The organism is Arsenophonus sp. aPb, assembly GCF_029873475.1.
GTDB lineage: Bacteria > Pseudomonadota > Gammaproteobacteria > Enterobacterales > Enterobacteriaceae > Arsenophonus.
Map to the genome: position 1 here is coordinate 1,155,891 of NZ_CP123499.1, position 24,256 is coordinate 1,180,146.

General features: G+C 40.3%; 21 protein-coding genes. 9 read left to right on the top strand and 12 right to left on the bottom strand.

The window, feature by feature from the left end; translation table 11 throughout:
- Positions 1-130 precede the first annotated feature (130 nt).
- From lrp to serS, 5 genes are all read left to right on the top strand, one after another.
- Positions 131-625, top strand: a complete 495-nt coding sequence (lrp, locus tag QE177_RS05115; RefSeq protein ID WP_026822393.1) for a leucine-responsive transcriptional regulator Lrp — start codon at positions 131-133, stop codon at positions 623-625.
- A gap of 234 nt (positions 626-859) precedes the next feature.
- Positions 860-3,838, top strand: coding sequence for a DNA translocase FtsK 4TM domain-containing protein (locus QE177_RS05120; RefSeq protein WP_280552216.1), 2,979 nt, complete (start codon positions 860-862; stop codon positions 3,836-3,838).
- Between the two features lie 55 nt (positions 3,839-3,893).
- Positions 3,894-4,511 (top strand): outer membrane lipoprotein chaperone LolA, encoded by a 618-nt coding sequence (gene lolA, locus QE177_RS05125; protein ID WP_280551700.1) that lies wholly within the window; start codon positions 3,894-3,896, stop codon positions 4,509-4,511.
- Between the two features lies 1 nt (position 4,512).
- On the top strand, positions 4,513-5,856 hold the full coding sequence (locus tag QE177_RS05130; RefSeq protein WP_280552217.1) for a replication-associated recombination protein A: 1,344 nt from the start codon (positions 4,513-4,515) through the stop codon (positions 5,854-5,856).
- Positions 5,857-5,965: 109 nt separating this feature from the next.
- Positions 5,966-7,258 carry a serine--tRNA ligase gene (gene serS, locus QE177_RS05135; protein WP_280551702.1) on the top strand — a complete coding sequence of 431 codons (1,293 nt, stop codon included), beginning with the start codon at positions 5,966-5,968 and terminating at the stop codon, positions 7,256-7,258.
- Between the two features lie 198 nt (positions 7,259-7,456).
- Here the strand turns inward: serS and QE177_RS05140 are convergent, their stop codons facing one another.
- From QE177_RS05140 to QE177_RS05155, 4 genes are all read right to left on the bottom strand, one after another.
- Positions 7,457-7,714 carry a Txe/YoeB family addiction module toxin gene (locus QE177_RS05140; RefSeq protein ID WP_280551704.1) on the bottom strand — a complete coding sequence of 86 codons (258 nt, stop codon included), beginning with the start codon at positions 7,712-7,714 and terminating at the stop codon, positions 7,457-7,459.
- Positions 7,711-7,962 carry a YoeB-YefM toxin-antitoxin system antitoxin YefM gene (gene yefM / locus QE177_RS05145; protein WP_280551706.1) on the bottom strand — a complete coding sequence of 84 codons (252 nt, stop codon included), beginning with the start codon at positions 7,960-7,962 and terminating at the stop codon, positions 7,711-7,713. The genes QE177_RS05140 and yefM overlap by 4 nt, the downstream gene beginning before the upstream one ends.
- Before the next feature lie 555 nt (positions 7,963-8,517).
- Positions 8,518-8,775: a bacteriocin immunity protein gene (locus QE177_RS05150; protein WP_280551709.1), complete on the bottom strand. Its 258-nt coding sequence runs from the start codon at positions 8,773-8,775 to the stop codon at positions 8,518-8,520.
- Position 8,776: 1 nt separating this feature from the next.
- Positions 8,777-9,325 (bottom strand): HNH endonuclease signature motif containing protein, encoded by a 549-nt coding sequence (locus QE177_RS05155; protein WP_280551711.1) that lies wholly within the window; start codon positions 9,323-9,325, stop codon positions 8,777-8,779.
- Here QE177_RS05155 and QE177_RS05160 point away from each other — a divergent pair.
- Positions 9,309-9,521, top strand: a complete 213-nt coding sequence (locus QE177_RS05160; RefSeq protein ID WP_280551713.1) for a helix-turn-helix domain-containing protein — start codon at positions 9,309-9,311, stop codon at positions 9,519-9,521. The genes QE177_RS05155 and QE177_RS05160 overlap by 17 nt on opposite strands.
- Before the next feature lie 178 nt (positions 9,522-9,699).
- Here the strand turns inward: QE177_RS05160 and QE177_RS05165 are convergent, their stop codons facing one another.
- From QE177_RS05165 to QE177_RS05180, 4 genes are all read right to left on the bottom strand, one after another.
- Positions 9,700-9,960, bottom strand: coding sequence for a bacteriocin immunity protein (locus tag QE177_RS05165; protein ID WP_280551715.1), 261 nt, complete (start codon positions 9,958-9,960; stop codon positions 9,700-9,702).
- 1 nt (position 9,961) lies between these two features.
- Positions 9,962-10,357, bottom strand: coding sequence for an HNH endonuclease signature motif containing protein (locus QE177_RS05170; RefSeq protein WP_280551716.1), 396 nt, complete (start codon positions 10,355-10,357; stop codon positions 9,962-9,964).
- A gap of 68 nt (positions 10,358-10,425) precedes the next feature.
- Positions 10,426-10,698, bottom strand: a complete 273-nt coding sequence (locus tag QE177_RS05175; protein WP_180560955.1) for a colicin immunity domain-containing protein — start codon at positions 10,696-10,698, stop codon at positions 10,426-10,428.
- Positions 10,695-13,247, bottom strand: a complete 2,553-nt coding sequence (locus tag QE177_RS05180) for a colicin D domain-containing protein (RefSeq protein WP_280551718.1) — start codon at positions 13,245-13,247, stop codon at positions 10,695-10,697. The genes QE177_RS05175 and QE177_RS05180 overlap by 4 nt, the downstream gene beginning before the upstream one ends.
- Before the next feature lie 732 nt (positions 13,248-13,979).
- On the opposite strand from QE177_RS05180, the gene QE177_RS05185 reads away from it, so the two are divergent.
- Both QE177_RS05185 and QE177_RS05190 read left to right on the top strand, forming a co-directional pair.
- Entirely contained in the window at positions 13,980-16,337 is a 2,358-nt protein-coding gene (locus QE177_RS05185) for an RHS repeat protein (RefSeq protein ID WP_280551719.1), read from the top strand.
- Positions 16,286-16,819, top strand: a complete 534-nt coding sequence (locus QE177_RS05190) for a hypothetical protein (RefSeq protein WP_280551720.1) — start codon at positions 16,286-16,288, stop codon at positions 16,817-16,819. The genes QE177_RS05185 and QE177_RS05190 overlap by 52 nt, the downstream gene beginning before the upstream one ends.
- Positions 16,820-16,928: 109 nt before the next feature.
- On the opposite strand, the gene pflA is transcribed toward QE177_RS05190, so the two are convergent.
- The 4 genes from pflA to ycaO all read right to left on the bottom strand — a co-directional run bounded on the left by pflA (position 16,929) and on the right by ycaO (position 22,993).
- A complete protein-coding gene (gene pflA, locus QE177_RS05195) occupies positions 16,929-17,669 on the bottom strand; it encodes a pyruvate formate lyase 1-activating protein (protein ID WP_280551722.1) in 741 nt (246 codons plus the stop codon).
- Between the two features lie 85 nt (positions 17,670-17,754).
- Complete coding sequence (gene pflB / locus QE177_RS05200; protein ID WP_280552218.1) at positions 17,755-20,037, bottom strand: formate C-acetyltransferase; 2,283 nt, start codon at positions 20,035-20,037, stop codon at positions 17,755-17,757.
- Between the two features lie 57 nt (positions 20,038-20,094).
- The gene (gene focA / locus QE177_RS05205) at positions 20,095-20,952 is read right to left on the bottom strand and encodes a formate transporter FocA (RefSeq protein ID WP_280551723.1); all 858 of its coding nucleotides are present in this window, start codon (positions 20,950-20,952) and stop codon (positions 20,095-20,097) included.
- 283 nt (positions 20,953-21,235) lie between these two features.
- Positions 21,236-22,993 (bottom strand): 30S ribosomal protein S12 methylthiotransferase accessory factor YcaO, encoded by a 1,758-nt coding sequence (ycaO, locus tag QE177_RS05210; protein WP_280551725.1) that lies wholly within the window; start codon positions 22,991-22,993, stop codon positions 21,236-21,238.
- A 187-nt stretch (positions 22,994-23,180) separates the two neighbouring features.
- Here ycaO and ansB point away from each other — a divergent pair, with 187 nt between their 5' ends.
- The gene (gene ansB / locus QE177_RS05215) at positions 23,181-24,224 is read left to right on the top strand and encodes an L-asparaginase 2 (protein ID WP_280551727.1); all 1,044 of its coding nucleotides are present in this window, start codon (positions 23,181-23,183) and stop codon (positions 24,222-24,224) included.
- Positions 24,225-24,256 lie beyond the last annotated feature (32 nt).

Sequence of the window (24,256 nt, forward strand, 5' to 3'; positions counted from 1 at the left end):
ATGAATTATACTACAAATACTAATGGTCAGGCGGAGTTTAACCTTATTGCATCTTTTCCAATTCAATAATAAGAAAAGAAAATAGGGAATGTAATGGGTATAAAAAAATAGATAAAAGAGAGATAACGAAATGATTGATAACAAAAAGCGTCCAGGAAAAGATCTTGATCGTATCGACAGGAACATACTTAATGAATTGCAAAAGGATGGTCGTATTTCTAATGTAGAGCTTTCTAAGAGAGTAGGGTTATCGCCGACCCCTTGTTTGGAACGTGTGCGTCGTTTGGAACGTCAAGGTTTTATTTCTGGTTATACTGCTTTATTAAATCCACACTATCTCGATGCATCTTTATTGGTTTTTGTTGAGATCACCTTGAACCGTGGTGCTGCAGATGTTTTTGAACAGTTTAATGCCGTTGTGCAAAAACTGGAGGGAATTCAGGAATGTCATTTAGTCTCTGGAGATTTTGATTATTTACTTAAAACACGGGTTCCTGATATGTCTGCCTATCGCAAATTGTTAGGCGAAACTTTGCTTCGCCTTCCTGGTGTCAATGACACGCGGACTTATGTAGTAATGGAAGAGGTGAAACAGAGTAATCGTTTGGTCATTAAGACACGTTAATCAAATAGATGCAAAACCGGAAAAAGTTAGGTACACTCCTGTTTATGCATACAGTTTCAACGCTGAGCATTACTCAGCGTTGTTCCTTTCAATCAACAGGAAAAACCTGGAGTGTTAGTTTTGGGCCAGGAATATACAGAAGACAAAAACATTAAGTTAAAAAAGATCAGTAATGGCAAGATACTGACAGAGGTTATTTTACTGATAATTACTATCTGGGCGATTTTTTTGCTGGTGGCTCTGATAAGTTTTCATCCTTCCGATCCTAGCTGGTCACAGACAACTTGGAATGAACCGATTAAAAATTTAGCTGGCGGCATTGGTGCATGGTCAGCAGATATTCTTTTCTCTGTTTTCGGCATCTTAGCCTACGCTATACCATTAGTCATGTTGTTAGGATGTTGGAATGTATTTAAAGATATCGATAACCAGGATTGTCTGGATTTTTTTGTTCTTTCTTTACGCCTGATCGGTGGGTTAGCGTTAATAATTACCTCGTGTGCCCTGGCAGCACTTAATATTGATGATTTACCTAATTTTTCCTCCGGTGGCATTATTGGTAGTGTTTTTAGTAATGCCATTCTACCTTGGTTTAATATTTTAGGAACCACGTTAACGCTACTTTGTATTTGGGCGATTAGTTTCACCTTATTTACGGGTTGGTCATGGTTAACGATTGCGGAAAAGATTGGTGCACTAGTTTTAGCGGCAATAACGCTTATTACTAATCGTAATCGTAGTAACAACAAGCATCAAGCAACAGAATCTTATGTCTCACCTCATCCGGCTAAATTATACGATGGTACATCAGACACAGCAGATTATATTGATCCTGATGATGTGCTTTTTTCAACTGCGCCAATTAAACAGTTAGCGAAAGAAGGATTGAGTAATAATAAAAACGATCAATTGTATCCAGATAAAGTACAGTTTTTGACGCCAGATGAAGCCAAAGTTGCCCTTGATATTCAGGCAGAAACATTGGACAAATATGACGAAGATATTTTTAGCAAACCGTCAAATATCTCCGTTCCAATGGATGATGAAGTTGATCTCAATCAACGGATAGATCCTAATCACGTTTCTAAAGTTGGCTTGCAAAAAGAAGTGGCTGATCTGGCTGAACCCTTAATTTCCCCAGTAACCAAAATAGATGCGGAAACTGACGCCAGTACTGCCTTCACGCCGGTAAAATCACAAATTAAAAAAGGTATTGGCCCCGAATTTCCGCGCCCTAATCCTGTTCGTTTACCAACAAGGCGCGAGCTTTATGGTAATCGTCTAACGACACAAAAAGAGCAGGAATTGGATGCAGAGCAAAAAGCTTTTCAAAATCACGCGACCCAGCCTGATGGCGCTGAGTTTAGTATTGATAATTGGAATGAAGAAAAATTACGTGATCAGTTTTTGCAGCAGCAAAACGAGCGTTATAACACCAATATAACTAATAATCTTAATCAGCTAACAGATAACATTGATGTGGACGACAAACCTATTACATCAGATGAAATAGAATTAAACGCGTTAGTTGAAAACCAACCGCACATTGAGCATAAATGGCCTTTGGCAGAAGACGAAGCGATATCGCAAGAGCAAGTAGCAAAAGATTTCAGTGAAACATCATTAGCGCCTGAAGATAAAAAGCAACAGCTAGCGCAGACATTGCCTGAGCAGGGAAGTCTTTTTCATCCTTTTCTGGTACGTAATGATCAACCATTACCAAAACCCACGACGCCAATGCCTTCATTAGATCTGCTTGCCAGCCCACCAAACCACAACGAACCGGTTGATATGTTTGCGTTGGAACAGACATCCCGTTTAATTGAAGCGCGTTTAAGCGATTATCGGGTAAAAGCGGAAGTGGTTGGCTTTTCACCTGGGCCTGTTATTACGCGCTTTGAGTTGGACTTAGCCCCTGGCGTGAAGGCCGCACGTATTTCTAACTTATCAAGAGATTTAGCCCGTTCTTTATCGGCAACTGCGGTACGTATTGTAGAGGTGATACCGGGTAAACCTTATGTCGGTTTAGAACTACCCAATAAAAAGCGCCAGACAGTGTATCTACGTGAAGTACTTGATTGTGATAAATTTCGCCGTAACTCATCACCATTAACCATTGTATTAGGTAAAGATATTGAAGGTGAACCCGTTATTGCTGATTTAGAAAAAATGCCGCATTTGTTAGTTGCCGGTACCACCGGTTCGGGTAAATCAGTTGGGGTTAATGCCATGATCCTCAGTATCTTGTATAAAGCAAAACCTGAGGATGTCCGTTTTATCATGATCGATCCTAAGATGTTGGAACTTTCTATTTATGAAGGAATTCCGCATTTGCTGACCGAAGTTGTCACCGATATGAAAGATGCGGCGAATGCACTGCGTTGGTGTGTTAATGAAATGGAACGTCGCTACAAACTTATGTCTAGGTTAGGCGTAAGAAATCTGGCGGGCTATAACGATAAAATTAATGCCGCTGAACGCATGGGACGCCCAATACCTGATCCATTTTGGAAACCAGGCGATAGTATGGATAGTAGCCATCCAGTATTGAAGAAAGAGCCTTATATTGTTGTTATGGTCGATGAATTTGCTGATCTGATGATGACCGCTGGCAAAAAAGTCGAAGAGTTAATTGCGCGTTTGGCGCAAAAGGCGCGAGCGGCCGGTATTCATCTAGTCTTGGCGACTCAGCGGCCATCCGTTGATATTATTACCGGTTTAATTAAGGCTAACGTACCGACTCGGATTGCGTTTACTGTATCAAGTAAGATAGATTCTCGCACCATCCTTGATCAAGGTGGCGCCGAATCTTTGTTAGGCATGGGCGATATGCTTTACTTACCGCCTAACTCCTCTATTCCAATTCGTGTTCATGGTGCTTTTGTTCGCGATCAGGAAGTGCATGATGTGGTTAAAGATTGGCAAGCAAGAGGTAAGCCTGAATATATTGATAATATTACTAAGGGCGGTGAAGAGGGTGAAGGTGGTAATGGTTATGATGGTGATGAAGAGCTAGATCCCCTGTTTGATCAAGCGGTTGAGTTTGTGACGGAAAAGCAGCGAGTCTCTATATCGGGCGTGCAGCGACAATTTCGTATTGGTTATAATCGAGCGGCTAGAATTGTTGAGCAGATGGAGGCTCGGGGGGTTGTTAGTGAGCCAGGTCACAATGGTAATCGCGAAGTTTTAACACCACCACCAGCAGAATATTAATGGAAAATATTCGCTCAAAACAAATAAATATGATGAATGTAAAGGTCATGACTTGATGAAAAAACTGATAATGTTAGGGTTGTTAGCAATAAGTTTTCATATTAGCCAGGTATGGGCGGATGCGGCTGCAGAACTGCAAATGCGCCTAAATAAAATAAATAGTTTTCATGCTAATTTTGCACAAAAGGTAACCAGCATTGACGGTGATTTAATACAGCAAGGTGAAGGTCAGCTCTGGATCAAGCGGCCAAATTTATTTAACTGGCATATGGTATCACCGGATGAAAGTTGGTTAGTTTCTGATGGTACTAATCTTTGGTTCTATAATCCTTTCGTTGAGCAAGTTACGGTAACTTTATTGAGTGAGGCAACGACCGATACGCCGTTTATGTTGATCACCCGTAACGATCCACAGGATTGGAAACGTTATCACATTAGCCAAAATGGTGATGATTTCCTGCTAACTGCGACAAAAAATAAGGGAAATCTGAAACATTTTTCCATTACTGTCCAGCCTGATGGTACTATTCAACAGTTTACTGCGGTAGAGCAAGATGGCCAGATGAGTTCATATCAACTCAAGGGTCAGCAAAATAGTCATGTTGATGACGATAAATTTAAATTTGTGCCGCCACAAGGTGTAACCCTTGATGATCAGAGATCTAGGGGGTGAGGTGAGTAATTTGCCACTTGATTTTTCATCGAATGAATTTCAACCATTGGCCGCAAAAATGCGGCCAATCAACTTAGAGCAATATATTGGTCAGCAACATTTATTAGCTAACAACAAGCCACTCGCGCGTGCTATTCGTGCCGGTCAACTGCATTCCATGATTTTGTGGGGGCCACCCGGTACTGGGAAAACGACCCTGGCTGAAATTATTGGTCACTATGCGGATGCAGCGATTGAAAAGATCTCCGCAGTAACATCAGGTATCAAAGAGATCCGTGAGTCGATTGAAATCGCTCGCCAAAATCGGCAATTAGGGCGCAGAACGATTTTATTTGTTGATGAAGTTCATCGTTTCAATAAAAGTCAACAAGATGCTTTTTTACCTCATATAGAAGATGGTACGGTAACTTTTATTGGTGCCACGACCGAAAACCCTTCTTTTGAACTCAACTCAGCCTTACTTTCACGTGCGCGTGTTTATCTACTGAAATCATTAGCTAATGAAGAAATTGCCATGGTTTTACAGCAGGCAATGGCGGATAGTCAACGTGGTTATGGTGGTCAGAAAATTATTTTACCCGATGATACCCGTGACATGATCGCTCAGTTAGTCAATGGTGATGCCAGACGAGCATTAAATTTACTGGAAATGATGGTCGATATGGCTGAAATCGATGATAAAGATCAGCGAATATTAGCCGTAAACTTACTAAAAGATGTAAGTGGTGAAAGAAGCGCGCGTTTTGATAACAAAGGTGATCGTTATTATGATCTAATTTCAGCCTTACATAAATCGGTCCGTGGCTCTGCCCCAGATGCAGCGCTTTATTGGTATGCCCGCATTATCACTGCGGGTGGCGATCCGTTATATGTTGCTCGTCGCCTGCTGGCCATCGCCTCTGAAGATATCGGTAATGCCGACCCAAGAGCGATGCAAGTTGCGATAGCAGCGTGGGATTGTTTTACGCGTGTTGGCCCAGCAGAAGGCGAGCGTGCCATTGCCCAAGCGATTGTCTATTTAGCTTGTGCCGCTAAAAGTAATGCGGTTTATAATGCTTTTCAGGCCGCCATAACTGATGCACAACAGAAGCCAGATTATGATGTTCCCAGCCATTTACGCAATGCACCGACTAAATTAATGAAAGAGATGGGCTTAGGGCAAGAATATCGCTATGCTCACGATGAACCTAATGCTTATGCGGCTGGTGAAAATTACTTTCCAGCACAGATGCAAGGAACACGTTATTATTCTCCATCAAATCGTGGGTTAGAAGGCAAAATTGGCGAAAAATTATCCTGGCTGGCAGAATTGGATCAAAATAGCTCAATAAAACGCTATCGTTAAAAATCTCAATGGGGTAAGGTAGCCAAATCAGACTAAGAAACTATTAACCATCAGAGAATACTGACAGGTAGTTTTTATTTTTAAACAATAATAATTTTACAGGTTAAGCATGCTCGATCCAAATTTACTGCGTAATGAGCTAGACGTAGTTGCTGAAAAACTGGCTCGTAGGGGATTTATTCTTGATGTAGATAAGTTGCGTAAACTAGAGCAAGAACGCAAAGATTTACAAATTAAAACGGAAACCTTGCAGGCAGAACGAAACTCCCGCTCGAAAACTATCGGTGCAGCAAAAGCACGTGGTGAAGATGTTGACGCTTTACGTAAGGAAGTTAACCAGTTGGCTGAAGAGCTGGATAACACTAAAAATAAGCTAACGCAAATCCAAGATGAGATCCGCAATATTGCCTTAACGTTACCCAATTTATCCGATGAAAGTGTACCAGACGGTAAAGATGAAACCGATAATGTTGAAATAAGCCGTTGGGGTGAACCGCGCCAGTATGATTTTGCCATCAAAGATCATGTGGCATTAGGTGAATTAACTGATGGACTGGATTTTCCCGCTGCGGTAAAAATTACCGGTTCCCGTTTTGTGGTTATGAAAGGCCAGATTGCGCGTTTACATCGGGCATTGGCACAATTCATGTTGGATTTACATACCGAACAACATGGTTATACAGAAACTTATGTTCCCTATTTAGTTAATCATGCCACCCTTTATGGTACTGGTCAGTTACCAAAATTTAGCGAAGATCTTTTTCATACTAAACCGCTGGCAGAGCAAGCATCAAATCAACAATATGCGTTGATCCCAACCGCTGAAGTGCCAGTAACTAATTTAGTCCGCGATGAGATTATAGCGGCGGAGAGGTTGCCGATCCGCCTGACGGCGCATACTCCCTGTTTTCGTTCTGAAGCGGGCTCTTATGGCCGCGATACCCGTGGTCTGATCCGGATGCACCAATTTGATAAAGTTGAGTTAGTACAGATAGTAGAGCCAGACAAATCGATGGCTGCACTGGAAGAATTAACCGGCCATGCAGAAAAAGTCTTGCAACTATTAAAATTACCATACCGTAAAATTATTTTATGCACGGGCGATATGGGATTTGCCGCTTGTAAAACCTACGATCTGGAAGTATGGCTGCCGGCACAAAATACTTATCGCGAAATCTCTTCTTGCTCAAATACCTGGGATTTTCAGGCGCGGCGCATGCAAGCACGTTTCCGTCATAAAGAGGATAAAAAACCGCAGTTGCTGCATACCTTAAATGGCTCAGGTTTGGCGGTTGGTCGTACCTTGGTCGCTGTTATGGAAAATTATCAGCAAGCTGATGGACGAATCGAAGTGCCTGAAGTTTTGCGGCCATATATGAAGGGGTTAGCCTATATTGGTTAATGCAATGGTAAGATATTTTTGCAATAGCACCGACAATGAGGCACTGTTGCAACAGTGCCCTAAAACGTCACCTATATCGATGGCTGGAGCAAACGGATTAATTTAGGCATTAGATAATCCGCCCAAAGCAAATAATAAATTGCTTAAAGCGGCTCAAGGTTACATGCTAAATAACACTTAACACTTCCCTCAATTGTATTAATTATAGTAATAACGACATGAAGCTATCTCTAAGCCCTTATCTGTTAACCGGTAAATTAAACGATGTTCCTCAGTTATTCTGCGCGACCAAAAAGCGGTTAAATTGTGTTTTAAAGGCTCTGGCTTACCTATACCAGAAAAAGGTTCTCTTTTAATATCTTTAATTAATTCATTAATACGTTTAATTATCTTTTTATCTATCTGCTGCCAATAAAGGTAATCGTTCCATGATTGTTCGGTAAATATTAATTTCATTCCTGAATATCTCTTTCAATTCCTTTACCGGCATTGAGTTCATCAATTGAATCCAATAGATGACGAGCATTAGCTGGCGAGCGCAGCAAGTAGGCCGTCTCTTCTAAAGATTGGTATTCATCAAGGGATAACAAAACGCAAGGAATCCCTTTTTGTCTAGTGATTAAAATTGGGATCCGATCATCTATTGCTTCATTCATGATAGAGGTTAAGTTTTGTCTTGCATCGGTATAATTGACTGTTTTCATTATGACTGCTTGATTGCTAGGTCAGAACAAATCATTGAATAATGATTAACCAACAGTCAACATAAGTACAGATATATGTACTTTATTTGCAATGCCAATTTTCTAAAGCATAGGCTGCAAATTGCAACTCATAATTCATTGATATCTCTTAACAAGCTTTGCAACAGTGTCACAATTTATTGCTTTTAGGACTCAAGTAAATGTCCCAGACCATCGGACTCGGGCTTTAAAAGCTGTTCAATCTGGACGTATGTGCAGTTTTGATCGGGGGAAAATTAGGCAACTGCGTTCTCAGGGAATGGGAGCAACGGCGATTGCCCGTCAATTAAAAAGTGCATGGATAAGGGTTATAAGATGATGATTAATTAACCTGTAAGATTGAAGTAACCTGTAACCTGTAATATAAATTTTGGTAATATTTTTATATTTAAAATAATAAATTTTATTATGGTCTGGACTAAGCCGGAAATTTCACCAGTTCCGGCTTAGACTGCTAATTAAGTATTGCTGTTACTGGAGTTTTGTGATTTTCAGTAACAGCAATGCAGATTGTCTTCATTCAGGCTTAAATCCTGGTTTTCCGTTTTTTTCTCGCCACTCCTTAACTTCCTTAACAACTCCTTCCGGGCTATCTTCCCTGTTTGTTTTAGGATAGTAGATAAGATCAGAACCATCTGGATGTTGACTTAGCCTTTTAAATTCAAGAAGATTTTTTATATCCTCTGATTCTGACGTGTTGTCCACATTAAATAATTTCCTGACTAATTCTAGAAACTCTTTCTCTGTGTAGTCAGAAATGGTTTTTTTTTCCATCTCATTTACCTTCTTTATGGATATCAATATGACGCTTAGGAGTTACTATACTTAAATTATCGATATTATATACTTCGCCCCCATTTTTGATATAGTTTATATGATGTAATTCGTATTTAACTCTTCCACCTATTTGGTCAATTTCTCTTGGTGATGGCGCTTTTCCGTTTATTATATTCCCTAAATTAGCGGCTCCAAATTGTCTACTCAACTCATTATCTTTAGCCACTTCTTGCCAAAAAGCCTGCCGGAATTGATCGAAACTGGCAAATTTTTTCCCTCTTAACTTATCAGCAATCTGACGGGGTATTGGAGCACCAAGTTCTGCTCCTGCTTGATTTAACCAATTACCCGTTACCTCCTGCCCATTGCCTGTTACCACTCCAGGCAGGTGACGAGGATTATTAAACATCACATAAAGGGGTTGATAACCGTTTTCAAGGGGAGGCACGGTTACCGGTGTTTCGATATCAGGCGGAATGAGGTTAGGATAAACCCTGACAATAGGGGTTTTGATAGGTTGGTTGTTACCGGTGTTAAGTATCACCACCTGTTGTTTTTCAGGGTGCAGTAAATGCCCCAGGCCATCGGCACCCGGTGCTTTAAAAGCTGTTCGATTTGGACTTATACGCAGTTTTGATCGAGGGAAAATTAGTCAACTGCGTTCTCAGGAAATGGGAGCAACGGCGATTGCCCGTCAATTAAAAATTGTGCCATCAACAGTTTATAAAGTGCTTGATAATTAACATGTAAGGTTAAAACAAGCTGTAATATAATTTTTAGTGCGATTTTTATATTTAAATAATAAATTTTATCATGGTCTGGACTAAGCCGGAAATTTCAGCAGTTCCGGCTTAAAATGCCAATGAAGTATTACTGTTACTGGAGTTTTGTGATTTTCAGTAACAGAAATGCAGATTGTCTTTATTCTGGCTTAAAACCCGGTTTACCGTTTTTAGCTCGCCAATCTTTTATTGTTTTTAAAACACCCTGAGGACTATCTTCTATACCATCTTCCGGATAATAAATGATATCCGTTCCTTTAGGATGCTCAGAAGTACTAATAATATTATTTACTATGGCATCATGTTCTTCTTCTGATGAGTATTTCCCATCAAAAATGGCAATTAACAAGGTTAAGAACTCATGTTCTGTATATTCTTCAAGCTTGTTCTTAAGTTCCATGTTATTTATCCCCTTTTTTGGAATGGATTTCTATATGCCGTTTTGGTGTTAAAACTCGCAGATTATCTATATCATAAATAGCACCGTTTTGACTAATTGGTTTTACGTGATGAATTTCATATTTCTTTCTGCCTCCAACTTGTTCTGTTACTGGAGGATAAGCAGATAATCCGTTACTAATATCTCTTAAGTTAGCTTTATTAAACTGCCTACTCAACTCATTATCTTTAGCCACTTCTTGCCAAAAAGCCTGCCGGAATTGATCGAAACTGGCAAATTTTTTCCCTCTTAACTTATCAGCAATCTGACGGGGTATTGGAGCACCAAGTTCTGCTCCTGCTTGATTTAACCAATTACCGCTTACCTCCTGCCTATTGCCTGCTATAAATACCTTCAAGATCTAACACTACTTACTTTACTCTGCTTTGTGAAATGCCTCTTCAGCCTTAGTTGTATATAAATTATTTAAATGAAATTAAATTTCTCCAATGTTTCCTTAACCTCTCTCTTTAATCCATCGGAATCTAACTCACTTTCTCTTCTATCAGGATCGGGATCATAACAATCAGCTAAAATAAAAACACTAGAGCAACATTCCGATAATTTATCTGGGTCTTTTTTTGAAATGCCAGAATCTCTTTCTTTTTTCCATTGTTCCATATATTTATCAACAAAATCATCTTCGCTAATTTTAGATTCAATAAAATGTATAGCTAAAGAGATTAGTTTCATACTCATTGCAAAACCCCTTTTTCAATATAATTATTAAATTGTGGCTCACCAACTGAAAGTTTCCATCCAGACACAAATAACCCATCTTTGTCAAGGATTACAACATTATGAGTTCTTTGATTAAAAAATACTTTTGAATCTTTCTCTCTTGGATAAGTGCCTTTTTCTATTGTATCTTTGTCATTTAAATGGGCTGCAATTGCGTCACGATATTTAGTTAAGGTTTCGCTATTCTTTTGGGTGTCATTAATACCAAAATCACTTGCATGCTTAAATTTTTTATCTAATTGTTTTCGTGTAAATGGGAAGATATCTAATGGAGAATTAAACATCACATAAAGCGGTTGGTAGTTTGTTTCCAGCGGTGGAACCGCTATCTGAGCATCAATATCAGGTTGGATAGGGTTGGGGTAGACCCGGACAATAGGTGTTTTAATCGGTTCGTTATTGCCAGTATTAAGGATAATAATTTGCTGTTTTTCAGGGTGCAGTAAATGCCCCAGACCATCGGCACCCGGTGCTTTTAGCGGACTGATTAAAACTGTTCTGCCTTGTTTACCGTCTTTATCTGGTAGGGTAATGCCATAAAGTCCGGTGGCAGGGTTAATAACGCTTTCTACTACCCAGACACGCGCCTCCTTGCCTCCCTTACCTAGTTCTGTCTCCCAATGACCAGGCTTATAAGTTTCCAGGCTGCCATTAAGAGAGTTCCACTCATAAATTGTTTCCCCCGTTGCGTCTGTCCAGCGGGGTTTTTGACTCACGCCATCATCAAGTGGGGTTTTAGCAGGGCTTGCCTGTAAACCTAAATAATCTGCCAGTAATTTAGTTGCAGGTGCGGGATAATAACGATTATTGACGTTTTTAAGGTTTTGCTCAGAGACAAAAAGACGTTTGATTTCCGCTTCAACTTTACCTGCTGCGGCTTTTTTATTTTCTTCCGCCGTTTTGCGGCTCGCCATTAGAGGCTGCAATTTTTTCTGCTGTTGGGCTATTTTTTTATCTGCATCAAGTAAACGATGACCTAATGTTTCATAAAGCGCCGCGACTAATATAGGTGCCAAACCCGGGATTGTTTTTTGCTGAGATTCTTTTTTTAGTGCTTCAAGGATATAAGCTTTTATTCCTTGTTGTTGTAAAACCTTAATCAATGACATATCCCTGACAGCAATTTCTCTATCTGTCATTTTTCGTTGTTCAGCCGTTTGCTGATATATCAATGGATATTTTGCTGGATCAGAGAGTGTTAACCCTTCTGGCGTTGTCTGTAATCTATTTAAAACTGATAATTCAGCTTGATATTGCTTATCAATCGCCGCAAAGGATTTGTTGGCGATATCTAATTGTTGTGCTGCTTGGTCAACCATGCTCTGAGTTTTTGAGCCATAGGTTATATAAACCGGCTCCATTTTTGCCGCTTCAGGATAAACCAAAATAACATCCTGGAATTCAGTTGTTACGGATAGCGGGATTGGCGCATACTGCGACGAGGTTGGGTTATTACGGACGGTGACTGGCACAGCAGGCAGCGTGGGTATTAAGGGGGGCTGCCCTGTTAGCAACGACTCTTTTGCGGGGGCCGTGACAACATTAATAGTAGAGGTTTGATGACTATTTTTAGGTAGTGAGTGGATATATAATCCGGTTTTTGCATCCTGTATGGCATTAATGACTGTAACTGGTTTTATTTCATCAGTCTTAATCACCATGACGTTAATTTTATCATCTGTTACCACAAGTTTGCCTCTTATTGGCATGGCAATTTGACCTGATGTATTCGCCGCTTGTTGCAACGCTTGCTTGTTGGTTAGTCCCATGGTTTTTGCCGGCACTGACAATGAAAGAAATTGCTCCAGGGTTCGACCTTGCGCTAAATCACTACCTTCGCCGGCTTTGGGTGAATAAAAAATTGAGGCAATGACAAAACCTTTAGAAATGGCCTTTAAGGCAACCTCTGAAGCCATGGTTGTTAATGCATTCACAGCCTGGTTAAGTTGAGTAATTAAAGAAACTCCGGTGCTGTTGTTAAATACCAAGCTCCCGGCGCCAGATGAAGAGAACACTGGCGCCATTTGTCCTGCTGGCGTTATTGCTCCGCCGATAATAGCGAGTGAATTAGCTTTTTTTAGTAGGCTGCGTGCATGCTGCTCATTGGTTAATATTTTAACCAAATCGTCATTTATGGCGGCTGATGTTGATCTTTCAGCTTGTATTTTGCTAGCAACAATTGCTCGCTGGAGCGAATCAGATGCATAACTACTTTCTCTGTTAGAAAGCCATTCAGGTTGTTTGTTTGCTATTACCGTTATTATATTGGGGTCATTGCTGTTACGTTTGTTTCTTATCTTTGGCTTGTCTTGTTGTTTCAACAGCGCTCTGGCTCTATCCCTATCCTTATTTATTAAATAATCAAGGCTACTACGGTTATCTATTTTTTCATCGTCAGGGGGTTTATCATTATTGTCAGTTTTTTCATCAGCAACGGTTTTGCCATCACTTTTTTCATCTTTTGCAACATAATAATGATGGTTGAAATTATTATTCGATATCTTCATTTATTTATCCCAATAGTTCATGTAACTTATTAATTTATATAAATAAAAAAGATACTTTATAACGCAATTTTATAAAATCAAACGACTTTATGTCACCGATGGCGATGAAAAAAAGAAGATGAACGGCTTGGCTGATGTTAACGATATGTTGGAAAAACTCTTAAAAAATTTACGGTTAAATAGGGTAAAATTTTTTTGTTAAATTCTGATGTGATAACCACTATCACAAAAACTTATTTTAAAAATTTGCCAAATCAAAATATTCTTAATAATAATTGGCTAAGTTTATAACAGGCGAATTAACAGCATTAAACGCTCGTCTATAAGTCGATGTTCTAAGTTGTAATACATTGGTTATTTTTTTGATTTTGTCGTTTTTATTTAAATTATCTGCCAACGAAATTGATCTAATTTCTGGTGATTTTCCTCTAGAGTGCTAGCAATTGATTAATTTATTATGTTGAAAAACAGGTAAAGCATGTTTTTTCATAATTGAATAAACAGATGTTTGCAAAAAGGGTTAAGTGCTAATTAAGTCTATTGTTAAGTTGATCGTTAATTTGCTCTTTATTTGTGATGATAGCGAAAATAACTTTCCGTTAGTTGGCTAGAATGAGTTATCTGTCTAATCATGCTTTTGTAAATAAAAAAATATCGATTGAATATATTTAACAAATACGTTTTCCTACTTACTGAGTAAAAAAATAATACTCAACAACCAAAGGAGGCAGTATGCAAACAGCATTATTTAACAATACTCCCACTATCTTAGTGCAAGATAATCGCGGTCAGCCGGTCAGACAAATTCAATACCTTCGCCATCCAAACACGCCAGATACCACCGAACAACTTATCACTCGAAATCAATATAATGCGCTGGGTTTTTTGGCGCACAGTATTGATCCACGGTTATATCAACAACAGCAAACCGATGAGACCATCAAAGACAACTTTAGCTACTTAACCTCCCTTAGTGGTGAAGTATTGTCGGTAGAGAGTGTGGATGCGGGTAGGACGATAACAATGAACGATATCGCTCAGCGCCCTTATTTCGCCGTTAATGCGACTGCGAACAGATGTCACTGGCAATATGAGGATAATCGCTCACTGGGTCGGCTATTATCGATTACTGAGCAGAAAACCACAGAGGAGCATATTACCGAACGCTTTGTTTGGGCGGGTAATAGTCCAACGGAGCAAGATTGGAATTTAGTCGGTGCCTGTGTTCGTCACTATGATACCGCAGGGCTTGAGCAAACGAATAGCATCGCGCTAACTGGCGCCATGCTATCAACTTCACGCCGTTTATTATCCGATGATTTTGCGGCTAACTGGCAGGGAGAAGATGAGTCCGCCTGGGATGCGTTATTATCGCCGGCTGTTTATGCTAATCACTATACCGTTGATGCCAGCGGTGCGATATTGACAAGTACCGATGCGATGGGCAATATGCAGCGGCAGGCTTATGATGTTGCCGGTATGTTGATGGCTAGCTGGTTGACGCTAAAAAACAGCAGTGAACAGGTAATTGTTAAGTCGTTGACTTATGCCGCCAATGGGCAGAAATTACGCGAAGAGCACGGCAATGGAATAGTGACTTCATATATTTATGAACCCCAGACGCAGCGGTTAATCAATATAAAAACCGAACGTCCAGCTGGCCACCCGGCGGGGGCTAAAATATTACAAGATTTACGTTATGAATATGATCCGGTCGGCAATGTGCTACGCATTAGCAATGATGCTGAGGCAACGCGCTTCTGGCGTAATCAGAAAATTGTGCCTGAAAATCACTATTACTATGATAGCCTCTACCGCCTAGTTGAAGCGACCGGACGAGAAATGGCCAATATTGGTCAGCAAACGCCACAATTACCGCCAGCATCCCCTCTTGATAGTCATACCTATAGCAATTATACCCGCAGCTACACCTATGACTTAGGCGGTAATTTATCGCAGATACGCCATAGTGCGCCGGCGAGTAACAATAATTACACGGTTAATATTACCGTATCCGATCGCACTAATCGGGCGGTATTAAGTACCTTAACCGAAGATCCCACCCAGGTAGACGATTTGTTCACCGCCGGTGGGCAGCAGCAGCAATTGTTATCCGGGCAAGGGCTGAGCTGGACGCCGCGGGGGGAATTATTAACAGTCACATTAGCAGGCCATAGTGGACAATCAACGGACATTGAATGGTACCGTTATGATGGCAATAGCCAACGAGTAATAAAAACCACCGATAGGCAAAATGGTAGTAGTCAGTCTCAGCAAGTGATTTATCTACCCGGTGCTGAACTGCGCACCACCAGCAATAATAATATAGTGAAAGAATTGCTGGAGATCACGCTTATTGGTGAGGCCGGGCGAGCTCAGGTACGGGTGCTGCATTGGCAAATGGGCAAGCCGGCGGAGATCAATAATGATCAGCTGCGCTACAGCTATGATGACCAGTTGGGTAGTAGTCGGTTAGAGGTCGATGCCAATGGTCTGTTAATTAGTCAGGAAGAGTATTATGCCTATGGTGGTACCTCGGTATTGCTGGCTATCAGTCAATTAGAAGTCAATTATAAAACCATTCGTTATTCAGGCAAAGAGCTGGATGTCAGTGGGCTCTACTATTATGGTTATCGCTATTATCAACCCTGGGTGGGACGTTGGCTAAGTGCTGATCCGGCTGGAACGGTGGATGGCTTAAATCTCTATCGCATGTGTAGAAATAACCCGGTCACCTTAGTGGATGAACAGGGGATGGCACCGTCTTTGAAAAAAGATGTAGCTAAAAGTATTAATAATGCCATAAAAACGATTGGTAAAGCACAAAAAATCTTACAACAGAATCAAGAAGCCGTTGACCAGGTGATGACCACATTCTTTGGTAATACTTCAGGTGAACTTAAAAAGAAATGGAGTAAAGATTTAGCAGACATGCAGGAGTTTATGAAAGCATTTAATATAGATAAAAATTTTATTATCATGCCTGATGGAGAAGAAGCGTCGATAGCTTCAGTAGTTCGTTTGAAGCGTGAGACATATTGGCGATATTGGGGGGCGATAAAAAAGTTCAGCGCGATGCCGAGTTTTTAGATAACAAGCAAGTCAAGAAGTTATTTGCTGAAAAAGAGATATCCTATAAGGAAGAGAAGGAAACGCCATATTTGGAATCAAATGTTAAAGAATGGTATTCGACACAAAAAAGAGTCGGTGATGATTTTATGGCTCAGACTATGATTCACGAATTCTCCCATGCAGCACTTTTTACCGAGGATTATGTTTATGGTTTCAATACTCCTGAAGTTAATCCAGTGCCACTTTATACTTTACCAGTTGGGAACGTGCCAAAGAAATATCAACTTATAACCTATGCAAGCCGAGGTGGAAATACGGGAGAGGCTGCTAATTTTCAAATGTTAGCTTATGGAAACGCAGACTCCTTTGCTTATGCCACCACACTTTTGGCCTATTCAGCCTCTAAGCAAAGTAAACGTAAAGAGCAATTTGAACGTTTTGTTATCAATCGGGCAGCGTTAATGGAGCAATATAAATACAATTTTTATGGAGCAATATAAATACAATTTTTAATATTTTAAGGGCTTTTTTCACGGAGGTATAAAGAGAAAAAAGCCCGCTTGATGAAAATGGATAAATCATAAAAATATTTATAACTTAACGAATAAGTTAATAAACCACTTTATGGCCATAACCTTGCAAAATATGTTTTACCCGCTCCATGGTTTCGGTGGTTGGTGGTCTGATATCGGCTAGCTGGTACTTTTCACCCATCGCTAGCCATTTATGCTTGCCTAACTCATGGTAGGGTAGCAACTCTATCTTTTCGATATTAGGCATATCACGGGTAAATTGGCCTAGCAGATGGGCGGATTGGTTATCATCCGACCAACTGGGTACTACCACATAACGGATCCAGGTTTTCTGCCCACGTTTAGCCAGATAACGGGCAAATTCAAGGGTTCGGTGATTAGAAACGCCAACCAGATTTTTATGAATACTATCGTCCAGTTGTTTTAAATCTAGCATCACTAAATCGGTGACATCTAATAATTCATCAATCACTTTATCATAACGGCGGACAAAACCATTAGTATCAAGGCAAGTATGAATGCCTTGTTGCTGACAGGCACTAAACCAATCACGGACAAATTCAGCCTGCAAAATGGCTTCACCGCCTGAAGCTGTCACGCCACCGCCGGAAGCATTCATAAAATGGCGATAACTGACCACTTCTTTCATCAATTCTTCGACGGTAATTTCCTTACCACCATGGGTGTCCCAGGTATCTCGGTTGTGGCAATACAGACAACGCATTAGGCATCCCTGAAAAAAAACGATAAAGCGAATACCAGGCCCATCTACCGTACCACAAGATTCAAAAGAGTGAATTCGCCCAACTAGCGACATAACATCTCCAAAATTAATGGCAGTTAAAAAGCCCCATCTTAAGCGGGGCTTTTATCTACTTCTATTTTAGTTCAACAACAAATTGTTACATAGTTGCCGTAAATGTACGGGTAATAACATCTTGCTGCTGTTCTTTGGTCAAAGAGTTAAAACGTACCGCATAACCGGAAACACGAATGGTCAGCTGAGGATATTTCTCTGGATTTTCCATCGCATCTAAGAGCATTTCACGATTCATAACATTAACGTTTAGATGTTGACCACCTTCAATATTGGCTTCATGGTGGAAATAACCATCCATCAATCCTGCCAGATTGGTTTTACGTACCTCATCATCTTTACCCAGTGCATTAGGCACAATTGAGAAAGTATAAGAGATACCGTCTTTGGCATAAGCGAACGGCAATTTGGCTACCGAAGTCAGCGAGGCTACGGCTCCTTTCTGATCACGACCGTGCATTGGGTTAGCGCCTGGGCCAAAAGGTGCACCAGCACGGCGACCATCAGGGGTATTACCAGTTTTCTTACCATAAACTACATTGGAGGTAATGGTTAGAATTGACTGAGTTGGCACCGCATTGCGGTAAGTGCGCAATTGTTGGATCTTCTTCATGAAGCGCTCAACTAAATCGCAAGCGATATCGTCGACGCGGTTATCATTATTACCAAATTGTGGATATTCACCTTCAATTTTGAAATCAATGGCAATACCATCTTCATCACGAACCGGCGAAACTTTGGCATATTTAATTGCTGATAGTGAGTCAGCAGCAACGGAAAGTCCGGCAATACCACACGCCATAGTACGATAAACATCACGATCATGCAGTGCCATCAAGGCAGCTTCATAGCTATATTTATCATGCATATAGTGAATGATATTCAAAGCGGTGACATATTGGGTAGCTAACCAATCCATGAAGTGATCCATTCTGTCCATCACGACATCAAAATTGAGCACATCATCGCTAATCGCTGGCATTTTAGGGCCAACTTGCAGTTTAGATTTTTCATCGATACCGCCGTTGATGGTATACAGCAACGTTTTGGCTAAGTTTGCCCGCGCGCCAAAAAATTGCATCTGCTTACCGACAATCATCGGGCTGACACAGCAGGCAATAGCATAGTCATCATTATCAAAATCGGGCCGCATCAAATCGTCGTTTTCATACTGAATCGAAGAAGTATCAATAGAAACTTTGGCGGCAAATTTTTTGAAATTCAGTGGTAGTTTTTCTGACCAAAGAATTGTCATATTGGGTTCAGGCGAGGGGCCCATAGTATATAGCGTATTGAGGAAACGATAAGTATTTTTTGTCACTAGGGTACGTCCATCGACGCCCATACCGGCCAATGACTCAGTTGCCCAAATAGGATCACCTGAGAATAACTCATCATATTCAGGGGTACGTAGGAAACGCACCATACGCAATTTCATGACTAAATGGTCGATCAGTTCTTGTGCTTGCTGCTCAGTTAAGTGACCGGCTTTTAGATCACGTTCGATATATATATCAAGGAAAGTAGAAACACGGCCAAAAGACATAGCGGCGCCGTTTTGTGATTTAACCGCGGCTAAATAGGCAAAATAGGTCCATTGAACCGCTTCTTTCGCATTGGTAGCCGGGCCTGAAATATCATAGCCATATTTTGCCGCCATCTCTTTCATTTGACCCAACGCGCGGTGTTGTTCAGCAATCTCTTCGCGTAATTGAATGGTCATTTCCAGCTCTTCACCTTGCTCTAGCTTACTTTGCAGAGAATTGAATTGAGCTAGCTTGTCATCACGTAAGAAATCAATACCGTAAAGCGCTACGCGACGATAATCACCAATTATCCGACCACGGCCGTAGGCATCTGGCAAACCGGTCAAAATACCTGATTTGCGGCATTTCATAATGTCTGGGGTATAAACATCAAATACCCCTTGATTATGGGTCTTACGGTATTCGGTAAAGATTTTTTTTAGTGCCGGATCCAATTCACGATTGTAGGCTTTACATGAGCCTTCAACCATTTTAATGCCGCCAAAGGGGATCAGCGCGCGCTTAAGTGGCGCGTCAGTTTGTAGACCGACAATCTGCTCTAACTCTTTTTCAATATAACCGGCATCATGGGAAGTAATGGTAGCGGCAACATCAGTATCAAAGTCGACAGGCGCATGGGTACGATTTTCGATCTTGATCCCTTGCATCACTTTTTCCCACAAGCTATCAGTCGCTTTGGTTGCGCCGGCTAAAAATGATTCATCACCTTCATAAGGTGTATAGTTGGTTTGGATGAAATCACGTACATCAACGTCTTTTTGCCAGTTCCCCTGAGTAAATCCTTGCCATGCAGCAGAGAATTTTTCATTTAACTTGGACATCATATTTTTACCTTTATTTTTTAAATAATAAAATGCTGACAATCTGTACGCGTTGGATCAATGTTGATAGCCATCGCGTAAATATATTAACCAATATGTCATACCGACTAACAAAGCGCCGCCGATGATATTACCAATAGTGACAGGTATAAGATTATCTGTAATAAAATTGGCCACAGTTAAATGAGAAAACTGGTTTTCATTTACTCCGATCATCTGCCAGAAATCCGGCGATGCAAAATTTTTGATCACGATGCCTAACGGGATCATAAACATGTTGGCAATGCTATGTTCAAAACCACTGGCAACAAACATGCCTATTGGTAAAATTAATACAAAAATTTTATCTAGCAAGCTACGGCCTGAATAACTCATCCAAACACCCAAGCAAACCATCAAGTTGGCTAAAATACCTAAGCAAATGGCTTCGAGAAAAGTGTGATCAAGTTTATGATTTGCCGTTTGTAGAACATTAAGCCCCCATTGGCCATTGGCCACCATGTATTGTCCGGAAAACCAGATTAATGCAACGAAGAACAGCGCACCAATAAGGTTGCCAATATAAACATTAAACCAATTAACAAACATCTGTTTCCAGGAGACTTTGCCAGTTGCTTTTGCCACAATGGTTAACACGGTAGAAGTAAAAAGATCAGCGCCACAGACAATCACCAGCATAAGTCCTAATGAAAAACATAAACCGCCAGCAAGTTTAGCCAGTCCGAAAGGAACACTAGCGATACCCGTGGTGACAGTAATATAAAAAACAAAAGCAATTGAAATAAAAATACCCGCCGTAATAGCAGATAAATAAGTAATTCGAGGATGCTTGTTAACTTTATATGCCCCGGTATTATCTGCAAATTGCGCCATTGCAGCCGGTGATAATAAATTGGACAGGTTGTTAGCTTTCATAACCAACATGCTCTTATGAAGTTAAGGAATTATAACGCCAACAATATTAACAAAGGGAACATCAAATAAATTTGATATAGATCATTATTATTTGGTTAACAAGTAGCTATAAAACTGACAAATCAAGATAATTATTTGATTTATATTGAAAAAAAATTTTTAATTTTTATAAAAAAATTTTATAAAAACAATCAAGAAATAAATAATCAGGTTAAATTATCGTTGAAATAGGATTTTTGTCTAATAAAGTTTAACCTGATGTTTATTTTTTAGTTTTGGGTCATTAGCTAAAGTGATCCTGTTTAGCGGTTTGCAGTTTATGATAAACGTTGAGTAATGCTTGATGAGTCGGTAGCGTTTGTAACTCAGGATCAATTGACCATAAACCATAAAAACAATTTTCACCAGCAATGGCAGTTGATGCGGCAGTAACCGCTTGTTGGCCATACATTTTAGTGAAAGCCTCATAGTATTGATCAGGCTGACGCTCACTTTGTTGCGTTAATTGTAGTAATGTTTGTAGACAGCGATAATAATTGGCTCGCTCAGCAGTAAATAGTGAAGAATTAAACTCTAGCGTCCATTCAACCCACAGCAGTGCTTGGGCAAAATCACCACCGGCCAGCGCTAGCATCGATTTTAATTCACCGATCCGCAGGTGACTCCAGCCATTGCCGCCACCGACTGCTATGCCTAATAATTCACGGATGCGAGTAAAATCATCAAAACCCTCATCATCGAGCCGCACTAACAACTGCAGATAGTCCTCTTTTGGCCATTGACTATCCGCTAGCGACATAATGGTATCGCGCAAATCTATCGCCATGGCGTTATTGGCTATAAGCAGATCGTCAACGGGATAAATATCCGAGATGCCCGGCACAATAATACGGCAGACATAGACACCTAAATGCTGATAATCGGCAATATAAACTTCCGCCTTCATCTGATTGAAAATCGCCATCAACGTAGCAAATTCTGCGCTAGTCGTGCCTTTGAAGTTCCAATCGACAAAAGGATAATCGGCATCCTGTTTAAAGAGATCCCAACTAATTAAACCGCTTGAATCAATAAAATGGGTCTCCAGATTGGTATGCTCTGCAACTTCATCATCATAAAATGTTGGCATATTGAACACATCCAAATCTTTTAAACTGCGGCCTTGTAGTAATTCGGTAACTGTTCGTTCGAGGGCGATACCAAAATCAGGATGGGCACCAAAAGAAGCAAAACAAGTGCCATTATTGGGATTGAAAAGTACCACACAGATAACTGGGTATTTGCCACCGAGAGAAGCATCAAAACAGAAAATTGGAAAACCTTCTTCTGCTAATTTAGCGACCGCTTCACCAACGCCAGGGTAGCGCTGCATAACAGGTTCAGGAATAACAGGTAAACTGATTCGCTCGGCAATAATACGATTTTTAATATGACGCTCAAAGATCTCTGATAATGCCTGAACTCGCGCTTCATGTTGCGTATTACCGGCTGACATGCCATTCGATACATACAAATTACCAATAATATTCATCGGAATATAAACAGTTTGTTGATCGGATTGGCGGATAAAAGGTAATGCACAAATCCCGCGTTGTTTATTACTTGATTGTAAATCAATTAGCATGCTAGCAGACAGATTATTATCAGGATCGTAGAAAGCACGTAATTTTGCGTCCAAAATCCCATCAGGTAAATGATCGTCAGGCGTTAATGCAAACCACTTTTCATTGGGATAGTGGACAAACTTGCCACTCGCAATTTTAGCGCCCAGATAAAAATCAGCGAAAAAGTAATTGGTGGCTAAACGTTCAAAATATTCGCCCAATGCAGAGGCTAAGGCCGCTTTTTTACTGGCGCCTTTGCCGTTAGTAAAACATAAAGGGCAGTCTCGATCACGGATATGAACTGACCAGACATTCGGCACAGGGTTTAACCAAGAGGCTTCTTCAATATGAAAACCGAGTTTTTTAAGCTGCTGTTGAAAAGTGGTAATAGAATCTTCTAAGGCGGCATCTTTGCCAGGAATAAAAGTTTGGCTCATAAATTAGGTTACTTATTCGTGTTTGATAACTAAAAGGTGATAATACGGCATTTTTGTTAGCTTCTCTATTCACTAGCAAATAGGAGGAAAACGTAATATTGAAATTAATCGCTGTTTTGGCTGCTAATCACAGAAATATATTTTGCAATTTATATAATTTTACCAAATTTTAAAATGGGATTTTATTATGAAGAAGTTAAATATTTCTTTATTAGTTGGCGCTATGATGTTAACTAACAGTGCTGTTTCTGCCTTACCAACTATTACGGTACTCGCTACTGGCGGTACGATTGCTGGTGGCGGTGATTCAGCGACTCAATCCCAATATACAGCCGGTAAAGTTAGTATTGATGCATTAATTAATGCGGTACCTGAAATAGAGAAAATTGCCCATCTTAATGGCGAACAAATTGTTAATATGGGTTCACAAGATATGAATGATCAGGTATGGCTAACTCTAGCAAAGAAAATTAATGCTGATTGTGATAAAACAGCAGGTTTTATTATTACCCATGGTACTGATACGCTGGAGGAGACCGCTTATTTTTTACATTTAACCACCCATTGTTATAAACCGATTGTAATGGTTGGTGCGATGAAGCCGGCTACAGCATTAGGGACTGATGGGCCATTAAATCTCTATAACGCCGTTATTGTTGCCACTGACCAAGAGGCGGGCAAACGGGGAGTTTTATTAGCCATGGACGACAAAGTGATTAGCGGTCGTAATGTGGTTAAAATGAATACCAATTTTGTTGAAGCATTTGAAGCGGTTAATGCAGGCCCAGAAGGTTTTATCTACAATGGCAAGGTGCACTATTTAAGTGCGGCCGAACCCAGAGCAGATAAGGCTATTTTTGATATTAGTCAGTTAGATCAATTACCTAAAGTTGGCATTGTTTATAATTATTCAAATGCATCGGCACTGCCAGCCAAGTCATTTATCTATCATGGCTATCAAGGCATTGTGAGTGCTGGAGTGGGTAACGGTAACATGTATAATAAAATTTTTACGGTACTGGCTGATGCGGTAAAACAGGGAATAGGGGTGGTTCGCGCTAGTCGTGTTCCGACCGGTTTTATAACGCGAAATGCAGAAGTTGATGATAGTAAATATGGATTTGTTGCTGCTGAACGTTTGAATCCACAAAAGGCTCGGGTTTTACTCCAATTAGCCTTGACCCAAACCCATGATCCAATAAAAATTCAAGCGATGTTTGATAAGTATTAATTCGTTATCTAAATATGCTGTTTGCCAGCCAA